Origin of the sequence: Vibrio tarriae, from assembly GCF_002216685.1 — a bacterium.
Classification (GTDB): domain Bacteria; phylum Pseudomonadota; class Gammaproteobacteria; order Enterobacterales; family Vibrionaceae; genus Vibrio; species Vibrio tarriae.
On record NZ_CP022353.1, the window covers coordinates 444,170 to 461,663 of the forward strand.

Here is a 17,494-nt window from a genome sequence, read left to right on the forward strand (position 1 = left end):
TGTTTGATTTGATAGAATGAACAATAATCGATAGTGAAGCGTTATTTTTGACGATTTATTGGCGTAGGATTGATTAGGATTGATTAGGATTGATTATAGTTGGCAAAAAATCAGCCAGAGAACACCATGAAAAAAACGTTTTTAACCTTAGCGGTATTAATGAGTTCCTCCACTTGGGCGGCACAGTGTCAGGTGGATATCCAAAATGAAGTGCATCTTAATACTCAACGCATCGAAATTTTGCGTACTAGCAGTGATAAGGCGCTGATCGATAAGCAGAACAATCTTTATATTCAAGGTAAGAGAGTTTCGCTTAGCGCAGATCAGCAGGCAGCGGTACGTCAGTATCGTGAGCAGTTGACCAGTTTACTGCCGAAAGCTCAGCGATGGGCAGACGATAGTTTGAAGCTAGCCAATCAGTTAGTTGACGATGTTGCACTCTCTTTAGAGGCCCCACAAGCGTTTAATAATGTGAAAACCTCTATAGCCACCTTGTTTGCTGAAGCGAAAGCCGAGTACTTTAAAAATGGTGATTTGGTTGTTCCTGCTGAAACGTTTGCTGCGATGCAAGCTCGATGGCAACAGAAATTAGCGCAGGGAAAAGAAGTCCTCACGCAGCAATTTTTTACCAGTGCGTTTGATGTGATGGCGAGTAAAATGCAGCAAGAAGGTGGGGTGAATCTCAGCCAGCTCGGTAAAAACATGGCGGATTTAAAAAACAAATTGGACAGCAAGCTAAAAGAACAAAGCTCGACGTTTGAGAAACAAGGACGAGAGTGGTGTGACTCGCTGAACAAAATGACGCAACAAGAACAGCAATTACACAAAAAGATCCCTCAACTAAAGAACTATCAAGTCTTCACCATCTAAACTGATAAGAGCGTGACCTGCGCTCTTTTGTTCTAAGTAAGGTTTACTATGACGATGGCGATATGAATTTAAATAATTTTAGCCTGCGCTGGTTGACGACACTCAATGCGTTAGCGGTGGTGGTGGGCTTTTTAATGTTTTATCTGACCTTTAAATATTTCTGGTCGCATGATCGCGAAGTCGCACAAGTTTTGCAGTTACAGCAGGCTGAATTGCAGCGGGTTGAAACCTTGGTATCTTTAGAACGTAAGGCTATGGGAGCTTCTTTGGCGGATTATGCCGCTTGGGATGAAATGGCAGACTTCATCGCTGAACCGACCCCTGAATTTACGGAAAGGAATATCGGTGAACACGCATTCAGTTCACAATTCTTGGATGGCGTGTTCATTTATGACTCTGATGGCAATTTAGTTTGGGGTAAAAAATATGACACAACGACAGGTCAGAGCATCAGTTATAAGCACCTATTACCCGATTTTTCGCGTATTTTACAGCAGGCTGCGAGTTTAAATGTGAATGAAATTGCCACCTCCGTACGCTATATGGTGGTGGAAGATGAACCCTATTTAGCTGCCACTACTCGTGTGTGTAATAGTGAAGGGAAAGCATGTGATAAAGGCTATTTAATCTTTATTAAAAAAGTCCGCGCTCAGTTTGCGAATGTGGTTGAGCAAGCTACTGGTGTCGATATCGAAGTGTTAACCTGTAAAAATGATTCGCCATTACCGCAAGACGAAGTGGATGTCTCATACATCAAGCAACTCGATTACAGTGGTAATTCCAGTGTGTTGTTTAAAATTAATCATCACATTAAACATCCTCCCTTCATTCGAACAGAGGAAATTCTCGCTTTGCTGTTCTTTTCACTGGTGATGTACTTAGTCAACTTATGGGTGGTGATTGCCTTGATCAAACCGATCACGACCGCCAGTCAAGTGTTGCAACAATTCAAAACATCGGGCGGAAAAATGCCAGATGCGAGTACTTTTATCTCATCGGAAATGAAGGAATTTGCTACTACGATCAACCGAATCGTCGGACAATTGGAGGATAGTCAACAAGTGTTACGTTGGCAGTCTGAGCATGATCCATTAACGCGCATTTCCAATCGTCGCCATTTAGAAAAGCAGCTTAAAAGTTATTTGAGCGATCGCCCGCAGTCCTACCTAGTGCTGTTTCTTGTCGATATCGATTTCTTTAAACGTTTCAATGACAGCTTTGGTCATTTGGCTGGTGACGATGCCTTATGTTCCGTGGCCGATGTTCTCCAATCAGTGGAGTTTCATGGTGAGAAAATCGTGGCTCGCTTTGGGGGGGAAGAGTTTTGTGTTGTTTTAGCGTCAGACAGTGCATTTGATGCAGAGCTGTATGCACAGCAGATGAGAAGCAAAATCGCCCAGTTAGCGATTACCAACCCAGTCAATGCACTTTGCCAATATTTGACTGTGAGTATTGGCGGTGTGTATGCCGCCTCCCCACGAATGGAGTCGTATCTCTCTCTGTTTCATCAAGCGGATATGGCACTTTATCATGCGAAAGAAAGTGGAAGAGATCGATACGTTGTGCGTAATTTTGTCTAAATTTTAAACGACATATGGGTCGAAATATGATTCGAGTCGATAAAAGTGAAGTGATTGGGTGATTTTTCAGCGAATGATTCTGTTGCTGATTGAGTCAATCTCTGCTTTGTATTAATGTACTAGTCAACTAGTGTGTTGGTATCGTGAGTCGTCGTAATGGCACAATCAAATTCTCGTGAGACATTCAGCTCTCGTCTCGGTTTTATTCTTGCGGCTGCTGGAGCTGCAGTCGGTTTAGGTAATATTTGGGGTTTTCCTACTCAAGCGGCCAGCAATGGTGGCGGCGCATTTTTATTGGTCTACCTTATTTTGATCTTTGTGGTCGCCTTCCCGATGTTGGTCGTGGAAATGGCGATTGGCCGCTATGGTCAAGCTAACCCTGTCGATAGTATGCGTTCACTCACCTCTCAACCTGCTGCGAAAAAAATCGGTGGATTCGTTGGTTGGGTTGGCCTTAGTGTACCCAGTGCCGTCTTGGCCTTTTACAGCATTGTGGGTGGCTGGATTATCTGTTTTTTACTGGGGGCGATGACCGATCTGTTTGGTCTAACCGCGGCAAGTGCATGGCTGAAAGGATTCAGTGTCGAACGTAATCTTTTTGGTACGCTGATTTTTTATGTGTTAACGATCTTGATTGTGCAGGGTGGCGTGAAGCAGGGGATTGAGCGCTGGTCAACCCGACTGATGCCAGCTCTGTTTGTGCTGTTTGCAGTCCTGTTCATCTACATCATGACCCAGCAAGGGGCTTGGGAAGGATTGAAGCATTATCTGATCCCTGATTTTGAAAAAGTGTGGGATCGTAAATTGATCTTGGCGGCCATGGGGCAGGGATTCTTCTCATTAACCATTGGTGGTTGTTCGATGCTGATTTACGGCTCTTATCTGAGTAAGAAAGAGAACCTGCCTAAAATGGCGATGAGTGTGACTTTGGTTGATACCGCAGTGGCTTTCATTGCTGGTCTGGTGGTGTTGCCAGCGATGTTTGTGGCAATGAATAAAGGCGTGCAGATTTATGCGCAAGATGGCTCTTTGCTGAGCTCTGATACTTTAGTCTTTACCGTATTACCTTTGATGTTTGATAGCTTGGGCTTACTGGGACAGATTTTCGCCATGGTGTTTTTCCTTCTGCTCACCATCGCAGCGCTCACTTCTTCTATCTCCATGCTTGAATGTCCGGTTGCACTGGTGGGGGAGCGTTTCAATACTCGCCGTACGCCAACCAGCTGGTTGTTGGGTGGTTTGATTGCCCTGTTTAGTGTGGTGATTGTCTATAACTTTGGTGCACTATTTGGTTTGGTTGCCACTCTAGCGACGCAATATTTGCAGCCTACTGCCGCCTTAATGTTCTGTCTATTTGGTGGTTGGGTGTGGCAGCGTGATGCCAAAATGAAAGAGCTGCAAGCCGGATTTCCGGAACTGCAACAAAGCTTATTTGGCAAAATCTGGCCTTGGTATGTGAAATTTGTCTGCCCAATTTTGGTAGCTACGGTTATCTGGGCTTCGTTTGGTTAAGTCATATTCGTATAAATGAATAAATAAAAGCCCTCGTTATGAGGGCTTTTTCAATTCAGAAAATTCAGCGTTTAGAGAGTGACAATATGACCTGTTGTTAACGGTTCTAAATCCGCTTCGGTCAACTCTTCGATGAATTCTCCCACCACTTGCTCAATGATTTCATCACCTTGATGGAAATAGGCTAGGTGGAATACGGCATCACCTTCGTTAACCAAGGGAAGTGTCTGTTGGCCAATAACAATGCCACTCTTGTTAGCACGAATTTCCACTTCTAGCTTGCCAAGTGGGGAGTTGATGTAAGCTAACACTTGGCCTTTTTCGACCTTATCTCCTAAGGAAACGAGTGTACGCAAAATGCCATCAGCTTCGGCGCGTAACCAACTGGTGGATTTCGCAATGACTGAGGTTGGCGTTTTTTTGCGACTGGATCGGAGCATTCCAATCGCCTGCATGACTCGCTTAATACCGATAATTCCTGCATTAATCGCGACAGGATCAAAACGCAGTGCTTCCCCCGCTTCATAAGTTAAGACGGGGATCTGCTGCTTTTCCGCTTCACTACGCAGTGAGCCATCGCGTAAAGGTGAATCAATGATCACTGGAGTAGCAAAGGCTTGTGCAATGCGTAGGGTTTCGCTGTTGCTCAGATCGGCACGAATTTGTGGTAGGTTGGTTCGGTGAATCGCTCCGGTATGCAGATCGAGAATGTAATCACAACGCTCGGCGACTTGGGAAAAAAAGGTGTGCGCCATGCGCGAAGCTAATGATCCTCTTTCACTACCGGGAAAACAGCGGTTCAAGTCGCGCCGATCAGGTAAGTAACGTGATTTATGAATAAAGCCGAAAACGTTGACGATGGGAACGGCAATCAATGTGCCTTTGAGTTTTTTTCCGTCGAGAGTGTTAAGTAGCTGGCGAATAATTTCTACGCCGTTGAGTTCATCACCATGAATGGCCGCGTTGATCATCAACACTGGGCCAGGTGCCGAGCCATGGATAACTTCTATCGGAATGGAAAGAGGGGAGTCGGTATAAAGTTTGGCAGCTTCGAGTTCGATGACCCGCCTTGAGGATGGGGGAATAGTTTCCCCCAAAAATGAAAAGTCGCCGTGCTTTTTAGCCTTTGCCACGAGTTTTAGTCCTTTTACTGGCTGCATTTTTCTCTATGAATTCGACGATCATACCCGCAATGTCTTTCCCCGTCGCGGCTTCAATGCCTTCTAAACCCGGTGAGGAGTTCACTTCCATCACCAGTGGGCCGCGGGCAGAACGCAGCAGATCTACGCCCGCTACATTCAATCCCATAATTTTGGCAGCTTCAATCGCCGTTTTACGCTCTTGAGGGGTGATTTTGACCAATGATGCCGTACCACCACGATGCAGGTTCGAGCGAAACTCACCATCTGCGCCTTGGCGCTTCATCGCTGCAATCACTTTATCACCAATCACAAAGCAGCGAATATCCGCACCGCCTGCTTCTTTGATGTACTCTTGCACCATGATATTGGCTTTGAGCCCCATGAACGCTTCAATAACGCTTTCCGCCGCAGTACGGGTTTCTGCCAATACCACGCCGATGCCTTGTGTGCCTTCTAATAGCTTAATCACCACTGGCGCGCCGCCGACCATATCGAGCAAGTCTTTGACATCATCCGGCTTGCTCGCAAAACCCGTGATTGGCATACCAATGCCGCGACGAGAGAGCAATTGCATGGAGCGCAGCTTGTCACGAGAGCGAGTAATGGCAACGGATTCATTGGCTGGGTAAACGCCCATCATTTCAAACTGGCGCAGTACAGCAGTACCGTAGAAAGTGACAGAAGCACCGATACGAGGAATCACAGCATCAAAACCGGCTAGCTCTTCGCCTTTGTAATGAATCTCCGGTTTGTCAGAGTTGATATTCATGTAGCAGCGCAAGGCATCAATCACTCGAACTTCATGGCCACGCTGTTTGCACGCTTCTATCAAACGCTTTGTCGAATACAGCGAAGCGTTACGCGACAGAATACCAATTTTCATTTACTCGGCTCCTCGAAAGGGATTAAAAACGATTTTGTAGGATCGACCATGATTCGATGGTGCATGGCGGTACGTCCTAACAACATACGAAAAGCCATATTTTCTCGATTGGTCAAGGTGATCTCAATTGGCCAAATTTGGCCACCAAAGCTAAGTTCCGATCGAATGACGTAGCGCTTTTCTTCGTGGCCACCGGAATCGCGAACTACACGTTCGTCAATCACCTCGGCTTCACACACATTCACTAGCTGATCATTCTTTTGCATCGGATGGATCCAAAAACGAACCCATTGAGCTCCTTCCTTAGTGAAGCTCTCCACTTTGAACGCGTGCAAGCAAGACGTTCGGGCTCCGGTATCGATTTTCGCTTTAATGCGTTCAATACCTAACCCTGGAAGGCTGAGTTCCTCACGCCATCCGACAATCATTTTTTCTTTCATCGCAATTTCATTAGTTTGAGAATTTCAGATACCGCTAAGGACAAGCAGCACCCTCGAAACAACTCGCATTTGGCCAGTTGTCGCTTGAAGAGAGTTTGGTGAATAACTCTGGGAACTTCAAGGGGGCGAACTCTAGCAGCCAACCTCAAACTCAAGCTAATGAATTAAATTTTCCTTTTCGACAAAAAAAATTGATATAAAAAAGCCGAGTTATGCACTCGGCTTCTTAGCGGTTAGGCTTTCACTGGGATATTGGCGAGTAGCGCCACCATCTGTTGCCAGAACAGATCAACCGTGTCGATCTTCACTTTTTCATCCGGCGAATGTGGGAACTTGATGGTTGGACCGAAAGAGACCATATCCATGTTTGGATAGGGTTTTTTGAACAGCCCACACTCAAGACCCGCGTGGATCACCATGATGTTCGGTTTGTGGCCATAAATGCCTTCATACATATCACGGAAAATATGCATGATTTCAGAATCAGCATCGGGTTTCCAGCCAGGGTAAGCACCAGAAAGCTCCAGCTCAGCCCCCGCAAGTTGTGCCAGCGATTGCAACATGCCCTCGACTTGGTGGCGGCCAGAATCCATCAGGGAGCGAATCAAGCACAGCACTTTGATTTTGTTTGCTTCTGTAGTGATCACTCCCACGTTGAGTGAGGTTTCTACAACACCTGCAATATCATCACTCATGCGGATCACACCGTTTGGACACGTGTTCAGAGCGGCAACAAAACGTTGTTGAGTGTGCGCGGTCAGCACTTCACTTTGCAGTTCTTTGGCTTCAAGGAAAGTCACCAAGTGAGTTTCAACTTTACCCAGCTCGGCTTTGAGTAGCTCAGTGTAGCGGTGGAATAGGGTTTCTAATTTGGCTACGTGCTGTTCTGGCAAGGCGACGGTGACAAAAGCTTCACGCGGGATCGCATTACGTAGACTACCGCCACGGAATTCGACTAAGCGCAGATCTAATTCTTTCGCATGGCCTGCAAGAAAGCGCGCCATCAGCTTGTTAGCGTTACCACGGCCAGTGTGAATATCACAACCCGAGTGACCGCCTTTCAAACCCTTTAAGATCAGTTGGCGACCAACATAACCAGCAGGGATCGCTTCACGCTCAATGGAGAAAGTGAACTCGGCGTTCACGCCTCCCGCGCAGCCCATATAGACTTCACCTTCTTGCTCAGAGTCGGTATTGAGCAGAATGTCGCCCTCCAGCCAACCTTCTTTGAGGCCAAAAGCGCCGGTCATGCCTGCTTCTTCATCAATAGTCAGTAGAACTTCAATTGGACCATGTTGGATCTCTTTAGAAGCCAGTACTGCTAGGCAAGAAGCCATGCCGATACCATTATCCGCGCCAAGCGTAGTGCCCTGAGCGGTAACCCATTCACCATCAATATAAGGCAGGATCGGATCTTTGGTGAAATCATGCGCTGTGTCTTCATTTTTTTGCGGCACCATATCAATGTGCGCTTGAAGTACCACACCTTTACGATTTTCCATGCCCGGTGTCGCTGGCTTTTTAATAAAGACGTTACCAGTCTCATCACGACGAACGGCCAACCCTTGTTCTTTAGCCCAGTTGATAATGTATTGAGCTAATGCCTCTTCATGTTTTGAAGGGTGTGGGATGGAACAGATAGTGGCGAAAAATGGCCAAATTGGATTTGACGATAACTTACTGATTTCGGTTTGGAACTCAGACACAGATGACTCCTTACTGTAATTTTTCCCGTGTATCCTCTCTCCAGAGCTGGGTCGTGGCAGAGAATTAGCCTGTAACAGGTAGGTACTTTCGTTGCACAGCATATCACTGTGCAGGGGCAGGGTGTAGGTCAAAAGTGGCAGGAAAACGGGTTTTGATCATCGGCTAGCGTCAGGAATAATAAGAAGACGTAACGTGACTGAGGTAGGCAAATGCATCTTCATGCACTTTAACTGTAATTTTTCTTAATAAAGTTGTAATTAAATTACTAAAAAATGCTGACAAAGATCAATTTAAATGATTTTTGTGATTTTAATCACCTTAAGTGTTGTAATTTAATTTCTTGGTGGTATATTTGTGTACAACTTCGCTAGCGAAGAGAAAACGCTCAAAGGATGAGTCCGATTTATCGCCTCCATGGAACCGAGAAATCAAGTAAACAGTTTTGATTTTAATGGTGATAGTTATGAATAAAGGTTTATCGTCTGTAATGTTCTGGAACCAACACTCTGTGTACACCGGTAACTTTGCATACCCCCGTAGCTTCGGCTACTGATACGCAACTTTTGCGTCTCGAACAAGTTTTGTTCACCCCTAAATTGGAATTTATTGACGACCAAATTTGGTCGATATGATTCACCGCCATCTCACTTGAGGTGGCGTTTTTTTATCCTCAAAAAATCTTCCCTATTCGAACTTGATCGCAACATTCTGTTGGCATTGAGCAATTGACTTATCTTCTCATCGACAGATTCCCTTTTTGGTTAGAAAACCCGCTTACAGTCAGAATTGTGTCTGGAATTTGTTTTTTGATAACTCTATAATCGCCGCCAATCGTTTACGCAACCGTTTACTTTTTTACCACTAAAGGATTCGAACATGCTGGAAAAGCTTTTTAAACTCAGTGAATACGGCACTAACGTGCGCACTGAGATCCTCGCTGGGGTCACGACTTTCCTGACCATGGCTTACATTATTTTTGTTAACCCAGCCATTTTGTCGGATGCGGGAATGGATCGCGGTGCGGTTTTCGTGGCGACCTGTTTGGCGGCCGCGATTGGCTGTTTCATTATGGGTTTTATTGCCAATTATCCTATCGCTCAAGCGCCAGGTATGGGGCTTAACGCCTTCTTCACTTATGGTGTGGTTCTGGGTATGGGACACACTTGGCAAGTCGCTCTGGCCGCGGTGTTCTGCTCGGGCGTGCTGTTTATTCTACTCAGCTTGTTCAAAATCCGTGAGTGGATCATCAACTCAATTCCACATTCTTTACGCACCGGTATCTCGGCGGGTATTGGTCTATTCTTGGCTTTCATCGCATTAAAAAATGCAGGCATTGTGGTTGATAATCCGGCTACGCTGGTTTCTTTAGGCGCAATCACCTCGCTGCATGCGGTGTTGGCAGCGGTGGGCTTCTTCCTGACTATTGGTTTAGTCTATCGCGGCGTCAAAGGCGCGGTGATGATCGCTATTTTAGCGGTGACAGCTCTCGGTCTCGTATTTGGTGATGTGCAATGGGGCGGCATTATGTCTACGCCTCCGAGTATCGCGCCGACCTTCATGCAACTCGATTTCTCTGCTGTCTTTGAGATCGGCATGATTTCTGTGGTGTTTGCGTTCTTGTTTGTTGACCTATTTGACACTGCGGGTACCTTGGTTGGCGTTGCAACCAAAGCGGGATTGATCGAAAAAGATGGCAAAATTCCACGCCTGAATCGTGCCCTGTTGGCGGATTCGACGGCAACGTCTGTCGGCGCTCTGCTCGGTACTTCAAACACCACTTCTTATATTGAAAGTGTCTCCGGTGTTGCTGTTGGTGGCCGTACTGGTTTAACTGCTGTGGTGGTTGGCATTTTGTTCCTTCTTGCATTATTCTTCTCGCCACTAGCGGGTATGATCCCAGCTTATGCGACGGCCGGTGCACTTTTCTATGTGGCTATTCTGATGATGTCGGGGTTAGTGAGCATTGATTGGCGTGATCTGACTGAAGCGGCACCCACTGTTGTTACCTGTTTGATGATGCCTCTGACATTCTCGATTGCGGAAGGTATCTCACTCGGTTTTATTGCTTATGCCGCAATCAAACTTTTCAGTGGTAAAGGACGCAGCGTCTCTCTCAGTGTATGGGTTATGGCGGCCATTTTTGTCATCAAATACATTTTGGCGGCGTAAGAGAAGACATTATAAAAATTCAATTTAGGTTTATCACATGAGCAAAAAATTCGTTATCACCTGGGACAATATGCAACATTACTGCCGTGAACTTGCACAGCGTCAAATGCCTGCAGAACAATGGAAAGGTATCTTGGGTGTCAGCCGTGGTGGCTTAGTTCCTGCTGCTATTCTCGCTCGTGAGTTGGGCATTCGCTATGTGGATACGGTGTGTATCTCTAGCTATGACCATGATCACCAGCGTGATATGACTGTTCTTAAAGCACCAGAGCATGACGGAGAAGGTTTCCTGATCATTGATGATCTGGTCGATAGCGGCGATACCGCACGTAAAATCCGTGAAATGTATCCGAAAGCGAAATTTGTGACTGTCTGTGCTAAACCTGCGGGTAAAGACTTGGTTGACGAGTACGTGGTTGATATTCCACAAGACACTTGGATCGAGCAACCATGGGACATGGTGCTGTCTTATGTTGAGCCAGTTAATCGCAAGCAAAAATAGTCTTTTTGCCGAGAATTTGAAAATGACCCTTTCAAGGGTCATTTTTTTTTACTACTGTTAGCCCAACTTAGCGCAACGCCAGTAAAGAGACTTGTCATGTCAGAAGCGAGCAGCAAAAACCTGTCTGAGACCCTGTTTCAAAATCACAAACAAGCTAAAGAGACATCTTCGCTTACCCAATATATGCCAAGCAGTTTAGAGCTGTTAGACACTCGCCGAGAACAATCATCCCAAGCTTGGTACCGTAATTTGCGCCGTTTGCAGTGGATTTGGCAGGGCGTTGATCCGGTTGAGCAGGAAGAGATCCTCGCGCGGATTGCCTCTTCTAAGCATTCGCGCACTCACGATGAGTGGCTTGATACTGTGATGGGATATCGCAGTGGTAACTGGACCTACGAATGGACGCGCGTTGGCATGCAGCATCAAAAGCAAGCCGCAGAGCAACAAGGGGAAGATGCCGCTGACGAAATGTTCACCGCTGCACTTTGCTATAGCATCGCAGGTTACCCTCATCTCAAAAACGATAACTTGGCTCTCCAAGCACAAGTTCTGGCGAACAATGCCTATCAAGAGGGGGCTAAGCTTACGGGATTTGTGGTTAAGCGTTTAGAGTTTTCCTACCAAAACAAAAAAATCGCGGGTTATTTACACCTGTGCAATACCGACTCACCTAAGCCTGTGGTGTTAGTCAGTGCTGGTTTGGATAGTCTGCAAACCGATATGTGGCGTCTGTTTCGTGATTATTTATCGAAGCGAGATATTGCCATGCTCACGATTGATATGCCATCGCTGGGTGCCAGTTCACAATGGCCACTGACAGAGGATTCATCCTGTTTACATCAGGCTGTATTGAATCAATTGGCGGATCTGCCTTGGGTGGATCATTTCCGTATCGGGCTGATTGGTTTCCGATTTGGCGGCAATGCAATGGCGCGCCTTGCATTTTTAGAGTCTGACAAAGTCAAAGCGTGTGTCGCGTTGGGTGCTCCAATCCACGATATTTTCACATCTCCGAATAAATTGGCCGCCATGCCCAAAATGTATCTTGATGTTCTGGCATCACGCTTAGGCAAAAATGTGGTGGATGTACGCAGTTTAGCTGGGCAACTGATGGCGTGGTCACTGAAAGTACAAGGTTTTATGTCTGGCCGCAGAACCAAAACGCCGATTTTAGCACTGGGATTGGAAGGGGATCCGGTATCACCTTATTCAGACAACCAACTCGTGGCACTCTTTAGTCAAGGTGGGCAAGCAAAGAAAGTAAAAAGTAAAACCATTTCACAGGGATATGAGCAATCCCTCGATTTGGCAATAAACTGGTTAGAAGATGAACTTTGCAAGTGACATTTCCATAAAAGTCATCAAGAGTAAGTATTAAGAGGCGTAAATTATTCGCCCAATAACAACATGAAAAGATGCTTATTGCTGCTTATGGAGATGAACTATGTCAGAGATGACCAAAAAACCTACCCACTACCGCCTGCTCTCGACCCTGAAAGCCATTGGCCCTTATTTACGTGAAGGGCAGTGTAGTGAGCGATTCTACCTATTTGATTGTCTCGCTTTTTGTGTTAACGATAAAAAGTCCCCTGAGAAGCGTGAATTTTGGGGTTGGTGGATGGAGTTGACGCAAAATGAGCAAGAAATGTCAGCTTGCTACCATATCGGTCGCTATACGCTTGCGGGAGATTGGGTTGCGGAAGCGATCCCTGAAGCGGCACAAACTGAAGTTAATCACACTCAGGTTGAATTTCACAAAAAGTTAGTCAAAACGTTACGCGAACGTTTCGAAATTACCGTGAGTGTTGCTAGCGAGTCTGCGGATTTTGCCTAATTAACCCTGTTCAATCGATAACCCGAAGAAAAAGGTGCTTTTGCACCTTTTTCTGCTTGTGCATTGCAGTGTGGATTGCTAAAACATCGTCTCTTAAAGTTTTTCTCGACAGAAGCAATCATGACTACAAATCAACGAAGCGTAAAGGCTCCACAAACGGTTGTTGTGAAGCTGGGAACCAGTGTTCTGACCGGTGGTACTCTCGCGCTGGATCGAGCTCATATGGTTGAGCTGGCACGCCAGTGTGCTGAACTCAAAAAACAAGGTCACTCGGTAGTGATCGTGACCTCGGGTGCCATTGCGGCAGGCCGTGAGCACTTAGGTTACCCTGCGCTGCCCAACGCGATCTCCAGCAAGCAGCTGCTGGCGGCGGTTGGGCAAAGTCGTTTGATTCAAGTATGGGAATCGCTGTTTGCGATTTACGGTATCAAAATTGGTCAAATGCTGCTCACCCGTGCTGATCTTGATGACCGTGAGCGTTTCCTTAATGCGCGTGACACCATCAATGCGTTAGTTGAAAACGGCATTGTGCCTGTGGTCAACGAAAACGATGCGGTAGCGACCAATGAAATCAAAGTCGGTGACAACGATAACTTATCGGCGCTGGTCGGTATTTTGTGTGGCGCGGATAAGCTGCTGCTGTTGACCGATCAAAAAGGCTTGTTCACCGCCGACCCGCGTAAAGATCCTAATGCCCAACTGATCAAAGAAGTGACCACCATTGATGACACACTGCGCAAAATTGCTGGTGGCAGTGGCACTACACTCGGTACGGGCGGCATGGCCACCAAGCTGCAAGCGGCGGACATTGCTCGTCGTGCTGGTATTGAAGTCATCATTGCGGCAGGTCGTGCGCCCAATGTGATTTTTGACTCCTTAAGTGATGAGCCACAAGGCACGCGCTTCTTAGCTTTGGAAGAAGCGTTAGAAAACCGCAAACGCTGGATTTTGGCTGGCCCAGCGGCATCAGGCGATATCGTGATTGACGATGGCGCAGTGAAAGCGGTGCAAACCAAGGGCAGCAGCTTGCTCGCCAAAGGTGTGGTGCGAGTGCAAGGTCAGTTCGCCCGTGGTGAAGTGGTGCGGGTACTGGACAAGCAAAGTCATCTGATTGCGCGCGGCATCGCGGCTTACTCTAATGACGAGTTGGCGCAAATTGCTGGTAAGCACAGTAAAGAGATCATCGATATTTTAGGCTACGATCACGGCTCAGAAGTGATCCACCGCGACGACATGGTCGTGATTCAAGAATAAAGGAGAGAATGATGGATTTAACCGTACTCGGTAAAGCGGCCAAAGCGGCCTCTTTCCAACTGGCTACCGCCAGTACCGCGCAAAAAAATCAGGCTCTCGCCATTATGGCCGATCAATTGGAAGCGCAAAGCGCGAGCATTCTTGCCGCGAACGCAAAAGATATTGCGCTGGGGCGCGAAGCGGGTTTGTCTGATGCCATGCTGGATCGTTTGCTGCTCAATGAGTCTCGCTTGCAAGCAATCGCCAACGATGTGCGTAACGTGATCAAATTGAACGATCCCGTCGGCAGCGAAATTGATAGCCGAGTGTTGGAAAACGGCATGTCATTGGCACGCCGTCGCGTACCCCTTGGTGTGGTCGGCGTCATTTATGAAGCTCGCCCTAACGTCACCATTGATATTGCGGCGCTGTGTTTAAAAACCGGTAACGCCGCGATTTTGCGCGGTGGCAAAGAGACGTTTTTCTCTAACATGGAACTGGTCAAAGTGATCCAGTCGGCGTTGGATAAAGCAGGTCTACCAGCAGCTTCCGTGCAGTACATTGAAAAGCCGGATCGTGAACTGGTGACGCAACTCCTGAAAATGGATGATTACGTCGACATGATCATCCCACGTGGCGGTGCGGGCCTGCACAAAATGTGCAAAGAAAACAGCACTGTGCCTGTGATCATTGGCGGTTTTGGCATTAGCCATATTTTCGTGGATGAAAGTGCCGATCTGGATAAATCGGTTGCCGTGATTGAAAACGCTAAAGTGCAGCGCCCATCGGCGTGTAATGCGCTAGATACCTTGTTAGTCCATCAAGCGATTGCCAAACCGTTACTAGACAAACTCATCGCAAAACTGAATGGCAAAGTGGCGTTTGTGGCGGAGCCAAAAGCCAAGGCGTTGATGAATGCCGCGGCTGAGCTGCGTGATGCGCAAGCGGGCGATTTTGATACCGAATGGCTCAGCTACACCTTAGGGGTGAAAGTGGTACAGGATGTACAAGAAGCCATTGAGCATATGCGTGAGCACAATGCGAGTCATTCCGATGCGATCATGACCAACGATCTCTATAACGCTGAGCTGTTTGTGAATACGGCTGGTTCAGCGGCGGTGTATGTCAACGCTTCTACGCGTTTTACTGACGGTGCACAGTTTGGTTTAGGCGCAGAAGTGGCAGTCTCAACACAAAAACTGCACGCGCGTGGCCCGATGGGGCTGGAAGAGCTCACCAGCTACAAGTGGGTGGGCAAAGCCAATTACCTGTCACGCAGCTAAAATTCAAGCAAAGATGTGATGTAAAGGGGCTTCGCGCCCCTTTTTCTTTGGCTCTCAACAGCACATCGGCTACACTGGTTGCCTTGTTATGGAGGTAATATGCATTGTCCTTTCTGTTCTGAAAACGATACCAAAGTGATCGATTCACGTCTGGTGGCTGACGGACATCAAGTGCGCCGTCGTCGTCAGTGTCTGGCTTGTAATGAGCGCTTTACCACCTTTGAAACCGCGGAGTTAGTGATGCCGCGCGTGATCAAATCGAATGGTAATCGTGAGCCTTTTGATGAAGAGAAAATGATTGGTGGCTTGCAGCGCGCATTGGAAAAGCGCCCAGTGAGTGCCGATGCGATTGAACTGGCGATCAGCACCATAAAATCTAAGCTACGTGCCACTGGCGAGCGTGAAGTTCCGAGTAAACTGATTGGTAACTTGGTGATGGAACAGCTGAAAGTGCTAGATAAAGTGGCCTATATTCGCTTTGCATCCGTATATCGTAGTTTTGAAGATGTCCGTGAATTTGGCGAGGAGATCGCCAAACTGCAGGACTAACCGATAGGATTAACTGAAAGCGATTATGCCTATGTTTACCTCTTTTGATCATCAAATGATGTCTCGCGCGATTGAACTTGCGTGGCGCGGGCGTTTTACCACTTCTCCTAATCCTAATGTCGGCTGCGTGATCACTCGCGGTGAGCAGATTGTAGGGGAAGGTTTCCATTTTCGCGCGGGCGAACCCCATGCTGAAGTGCATGCGATGTGCCAAGCCGGAGAGCTTACTCGCGGTGCGACCGCTTATGTCACTTTAGAGCCTTGCTCTCATTATGGTCGCACACCGCCTTGTGCTGAAGGGCTTATTAAAGCTGGGGTTGCGAAAGTGATTTGCGCAATGCAAGACCCTAACCCACAAGTGGCGGGGAAGGGCGTACAAATGTTGCGTGATGCCGGGATTGAGGTTGAAGTGGGGTTGTTGGAAGCGGATGCACGAGCACTCAACCGCGGTTTTCTAAAGCGTATGGAAACCGGCATGCCTTATGTGCAGCTTAAAATGGCGGCGAGTCTCGATGGACAAACCGCGCTCGCTAACGGTAAAAGCCAGTGGATTACCTCTCCTGCAGCACGTAAAGATGTTCAGCGGTTTCGCGCGCAAGCCAGTGCGATTCTCTCCACCAGTCAAACGGTGCTGGCGGATAATGCTTCTCTGGCGGTGCGTTGGCACGATTTACCATCATCGGTACAGGCGCAATACGCAGAAGCGGATTTGCGTCAGCCACTGCGGGTGATTTTGGATCGTCAACATCAATTGCATCCAGAGTTAGCGTTATACCAAACACCTTCACCCGTGCTGCGAGTTGCCAGCGAGAATGCCGAACTCTGTATCTCTGCTGAGAACGGAAAGCTTGATTTGCGTGAGCTTTTGGCACAACTCGCTCAGCAACACAATGTGAATCAAGTATGGGTAGAGGCGGGGAGCCAATTAGCGAAATCCTTGATTGAGCAAAAGTTGGTGGATGAAATCATTCTCTATTTAGCGCCGAAACTGATGGGCAGTGATGGCTGTGGTTTATTTGGCGCGCTCGGTTTGACGGAAATGGCTGAGGCCATTGAACTCAAAATAGAAGATTGTCGAATGGTGGGGGCAGATTTGCGGATCATCGCCACCCCAAAAACAAAAGATTAGCATTATGTTTACAGGTATTGTTGAAGCGGTTGGCAAGCTGACCGCTATTATCCCCAAAGGCAGCGACGTCACCATTAGTGTGGATGTGGGTAAGCTGGACATGGGCGATGTTAAACTCGGTGACAGTATTGCCACCAATGGCGTCTGTTTAACGGTTGTGGCCTTTGATCAGCGTAGTTTTAGCGCGGATCTGTCGATGGAAACCCTCAAAAAATCGGGCTTTGCACAGTATCAGGTTGGCGATCGCGTTAACCTTGAAAAAGCCATGCTGCCCACGACCCGTTTTGGTGGTCATATCGTCTCAGGGCATGTGGATGGCGTAGGTGAAATCGTCGAGCGTATTCCTGTGGGGCGTGCGGTGGATCTGTGGGTCAATATGCCTGCAGAAATCAGCAAATACGTGGCAGAAAAAGGCTCGATTACCGTTGATGGCATCAGTTTAACGGTCAATGATCTGCGTAAAAACGCGTTTAAACTGACCATAGTGCCCCACACCAGCGCAGAAACCACTATCGATGAATTCCAAGTGGGACGCCGAGTCAATCTGGAAGTGGATGTATTGGCACGTTACATGGAGCGTTTACTGCAAGGTCAGCAAGAGAGTGAACCTCAATCGCGTCTGACCATGGCATTTTTGCAACAAAACGGTTTTGCTTAATCT

The 17,494-nt window shown here is 47.3% G+C and carries 17 protein-coding genes; 13 read left to right on the top strand and 4 right to left on the bottom strand.

From position 1 onward, the window contains the following. The first annotated feature begins 99 nt into the window (after positions 1–99). The 3 genes from CEQ48_RS07545 (at position 100) to CEQ48_RS07555 (ending at position 3,962) form a co-directional block, all read left to right on the top strand. Entirely contained in the window at positions 100–870 is a 771-nt protein-coding gene (locus tag CEQ48_RS07545; protein WP_089070815.1) for a YggN family protein, read from the top strand. A gap of 62 nt (positions 871–932) precedes the next feature. Beyond that, complete coding sequence (locus CEQ48_RS07550; RefSeq protein ID WP_089070816.1) at positions 933–2,450, top strand: sensor domain-containing diguanylate cyclase; 1,518 nt, start codon at positions 933–935, stop codon at positions 2,448–2,450. 156 nt (positions 2,451–2,606) lie between these two features. Next, positions 2,607–3,962, top strand: coding sequence for a sodium-dependent transporter (locus tag CEQ48_RS07555; protein ID WP_089070817.1), 1,356 nt, complete (start codon positions 2,607–2,609; stop codon positions 3,960–3,962). Positions 3,963–4,033: 71 nt separating this feature from the next. Here CEQ48_RS07555 and CEQ48_RS07560 read toward each other — a convergent pair whose 3' ends face one another. The 4 genes from CEQ48_RS07560 to CEQ48_RS07575 all read right to left on the bottom strand — a co-directional run bounded on the left by CEQ48_RS07560 (position 4,034) and on the right by CEQ48_RS07575 (position 8,133). Then, positions 4,034–5,122: a succinylglutamate desuccinylase/aspartoacylase family protein gene (locus tag CEQ48_RS07560; RefSeq protein WP_089070818.1), complete on the bottom strand. Its 1,089-nt coding sequence runs from the start codon at positions 5,120–5,122 to the stop codon at positions 4,034–4,036. Then, entirely contained in the window at positions 5,082–5,987 is a 906-nt protein-coding gene (rimK, locus tag CEQ48_RS07565) for a 30S ribosomal protein S6--L-glutamate ligase (protein WP_000689982.1), read from the bottom strand. Before rimK ends, CEQ48_RS07560 begins: the two co-directional genes overlap by 41 nt. Further along, a complete protein-coding gene (locus CEQ48_RS07570; protein ID WP_000660269.1) occupies positions 5,984–6,427 on the bottom strand; it encodes an ATP-dependent zinc protease family protein in 444 nt (147 codons plus the stop codon). Before CEQ48_RS07570 ends, rimK begins: the two co-directional genes overlap by 4 nt. Before the next feature lie 233 nt (positions 6,428–6,660). Further along, complete coding sequence (locus tag CEQ48_RS07575) at positions 6,661–8,133, bottom strand: aminoacyl-histidine dipeptidase (protein ID WP_089070819.1); 1,473 nt, start codon at positions 8,131–8,133, stop codon at positions 6,661–6,663. Positions 8,134–8,621: 488 nt separating this feature from the next. On the opposite strand from CEQ48_RS07575, the gene vcdP reads away from it, so the two are divergent. From vcdP to CEQ48_RS07620, 10 genes are all read left to right on the top strand, one after another. Further along, positions 8,622–8,687 carry a small protein VcdP gene (gene vcdP, locus CEQ48_RS20650; RefSeq protein ID WP_481144453.1) on the top strand — a complete coding sequence of 22 codons (66 nt, stop codon included), beginning with the start codon at positions 8,622–8,624 and terminating at the stop codon, positions 8,685–8,687. 323 nt (positions 8,688–9,010) lie between these two features. Then, positions 9,011–10,303 carry an NCS2 family permease gene (locus tag CEQ48_RS07580; protein WP_000890416.1) on the top strand — a complete coding sequence of 431 codons (1,293 nt, stop codon included), beginning with the start codon at positions 9,011–9,013 and terminating at the stop codon, positions 10,301–10,303. 37 nt (positions 10,304–10,340) lie between these two features. Continuing rightward, positions 10,341–10,805 carry a xanthine phosphoribosyltransferase gene (gpt, locus tag CEQ48_RS07585; RefSeq protein ID WP_000037415.1) on the top strand — a complete coding sequence of 155 codons (465 nt, stop codon included), beginning with the start codon at positions 10,341–10,343 and terminating at the stop codon, positions 10,803–10,805. A gap of 96 nt (positions 10,806–10,901) precedes the next feature. Beyond that, positions 10,902–12,149, top strand: coding sequence for an esterase FrsA (gene frsA / locus CEQ48_RS07590; RefSeq protein ID WP_089070820.1), 1,248 nt, complete (start codon positions 10,902–10,904; stop codon positions 12,147–12,149). 100 nt (positions 12,150–12,249) lie between these two features. After that, positions 12,250–12,639, top strand: coding sequence for a sigma factor-binding protein Crl (gene crl, locus CEQ48_RS07595; protein ID WP_089070821.1), 390 nt, complete (start codon positions 12,250–12,252; stop codon positions 12,637–12,639). A gap of 120 nt (positions 12,640–12,759) precedes the next feature. Then, positions 12,760–13,893, top strand: coding sequence for a glutamate 5-kinase (gene proB / locus CEQ48_RS07600; protein WP_089070822.1), 1,134 nt, complete (start codon positions 12,760–12,762; stop codon positions 13,891–13,893). An 11-nt stretch (positions 13,894–13,904) separates the two neighbouring features. Beyond that, on the top strand, positions 13,905–15,155 hold the full coding sequence (locus CEQ48_RS07605; RefSeq protein WP_033932838.1) for a glutamate-5-semialdehyde dehydrogenase: 1,251 nt from the start codon (positions 13,905–13,907) through the stop codon (positions 15,153–15,155). Positions 15,156–15,254: 99 nt separating this feature from the next. Beyond that, a complete protein-coding gene (gene nrdR, locus CEQ48_RS07610; RefSeq protein WP_000543544.1) occupies positions 15,255–15,704 on the top strand; it encodes a transcriptional regulator NrdR in 450 nt (149 codons plus the stop codon). Between the two features lie 25 nt (positions 15,705–15,729). Further along, complete coding sequence (gene ribD / locus CEQ48_RS07615) at positions 15,730–16,833, top strand: bifunctional diaminohydroxyphosphoribosylaminopyrimidine deaminase/5-amino-6-(5-phosphoribosylamino)uracil reductase RibD (RefSeq protein ID WP_089070823.1); 1,104 nt, start codon at positions 15,730–15,732, stop codon at positions 16,831–16,833. Positions 16,834–16,837: 4 nt separating this feature from the next. After that, positions 16,838–17,491 (top strand): riboflavin synthase, encoded by a 654-nt coding sequence (locus CEQ48_RS07620; RefSeq protein WP_000493874.1) that lies wholly within the window; start codon positions 16,838–16,840, stop codon positions 17,489–17,491. Positions 17,492–17,494 lie beyond the last annotated feature (3 nt).

Coding starts and splice junctions, on each gene's coding strand:
- CEQ48_RS07550 (WP_089070816.1), top strand. CDS start 933: ATGAATTTAAATAATTTTAGCCTGCGCTGGTTGACGACACTCAATGCG.
- CEQ48_RS07555 (WP_089070817.1), top strand. CDS start 2,607: ATGGCACAATCAAATTCTCGTGAGACATTCAGCTCTCGTCTCGGTTTT.
- CEQ48_RS07560 (WP_089070818.1), bottom strand. CDS start 5,122: ATGCAGCCAGTAAAAGGACTAAAACTCGTGGCAAAGGCTAAAAAGCAC.
- rimK (WP_000689982.1), bottom strand. CDS start 5,987: ATGAAAATTGGTATTCTGTCGCGTAACGCTTCGCTGTATTCGACAAAG.
- CEQ48_RS07570 (WP_000660269.1), bottom strand. CDS start 6,427: ATGAAAGAAAAAATGATTGTCGGATGGCGTGAGGAACTCAGCCTTCCA.
- CEQ48_RS07580 (WP_000890416.1), top strand. CDS start 9,011: ATGCTGGAAAAGCTTTTTAAACTCAGTGAATACGGCACTAACGTGCGC.
- gpt (WP_000037415.1), top strand. CDS start 10,341: ATGAGCAAAAAATTCGTTATCACCTGGGACAATATGCAACATTACTGC.
- frsA (WP_089070820.1), top strand. CDS start 10,902: ATGTCAGAAGCGAGCAGCAAAAACCTGTCTGAGACCCTGTTTCAAAAT.
- crl (WP_089070821.1), top strand. CDS start 12,250: ATGTCAGAGATGACCAAAAAACCTACCCACTACCGCCTGCTCTCGACC.
- proB (WP_089070822.1), top strand. CDS start 12,760: ATGACTACAAATCAACGAAGCGTAAAGGCTCCACAAACGGTTGTTGTG.
- CEQ48_RS07605 (WP_033932838.1), top strand. CDS start 13,905: ATGGATTTAACCGTACTCGGTAAAGCGGCCAAAGCGGCCTCTTTCCAA.
- nrdR (WP_000543544.1), top strand. CDS start 15,255: ATGCATTGTCCTTTCTGTTCTGAAAACGATACCAAAGTGATCGATTCA.
- ribD (WP_089070823.1), top strand. CDS start 15,730: ATGCCTATGTTTACCTCTTTTGATCATCAAATGATGTCTCGCGCGATT.
- CEQ48_RS07620 (WP_000493874.1), top strand. CDS start 16,838: ATGTTTACAGGTATTGTTGAAGCGGTTGGCAAGCTGACCGCTATTATC.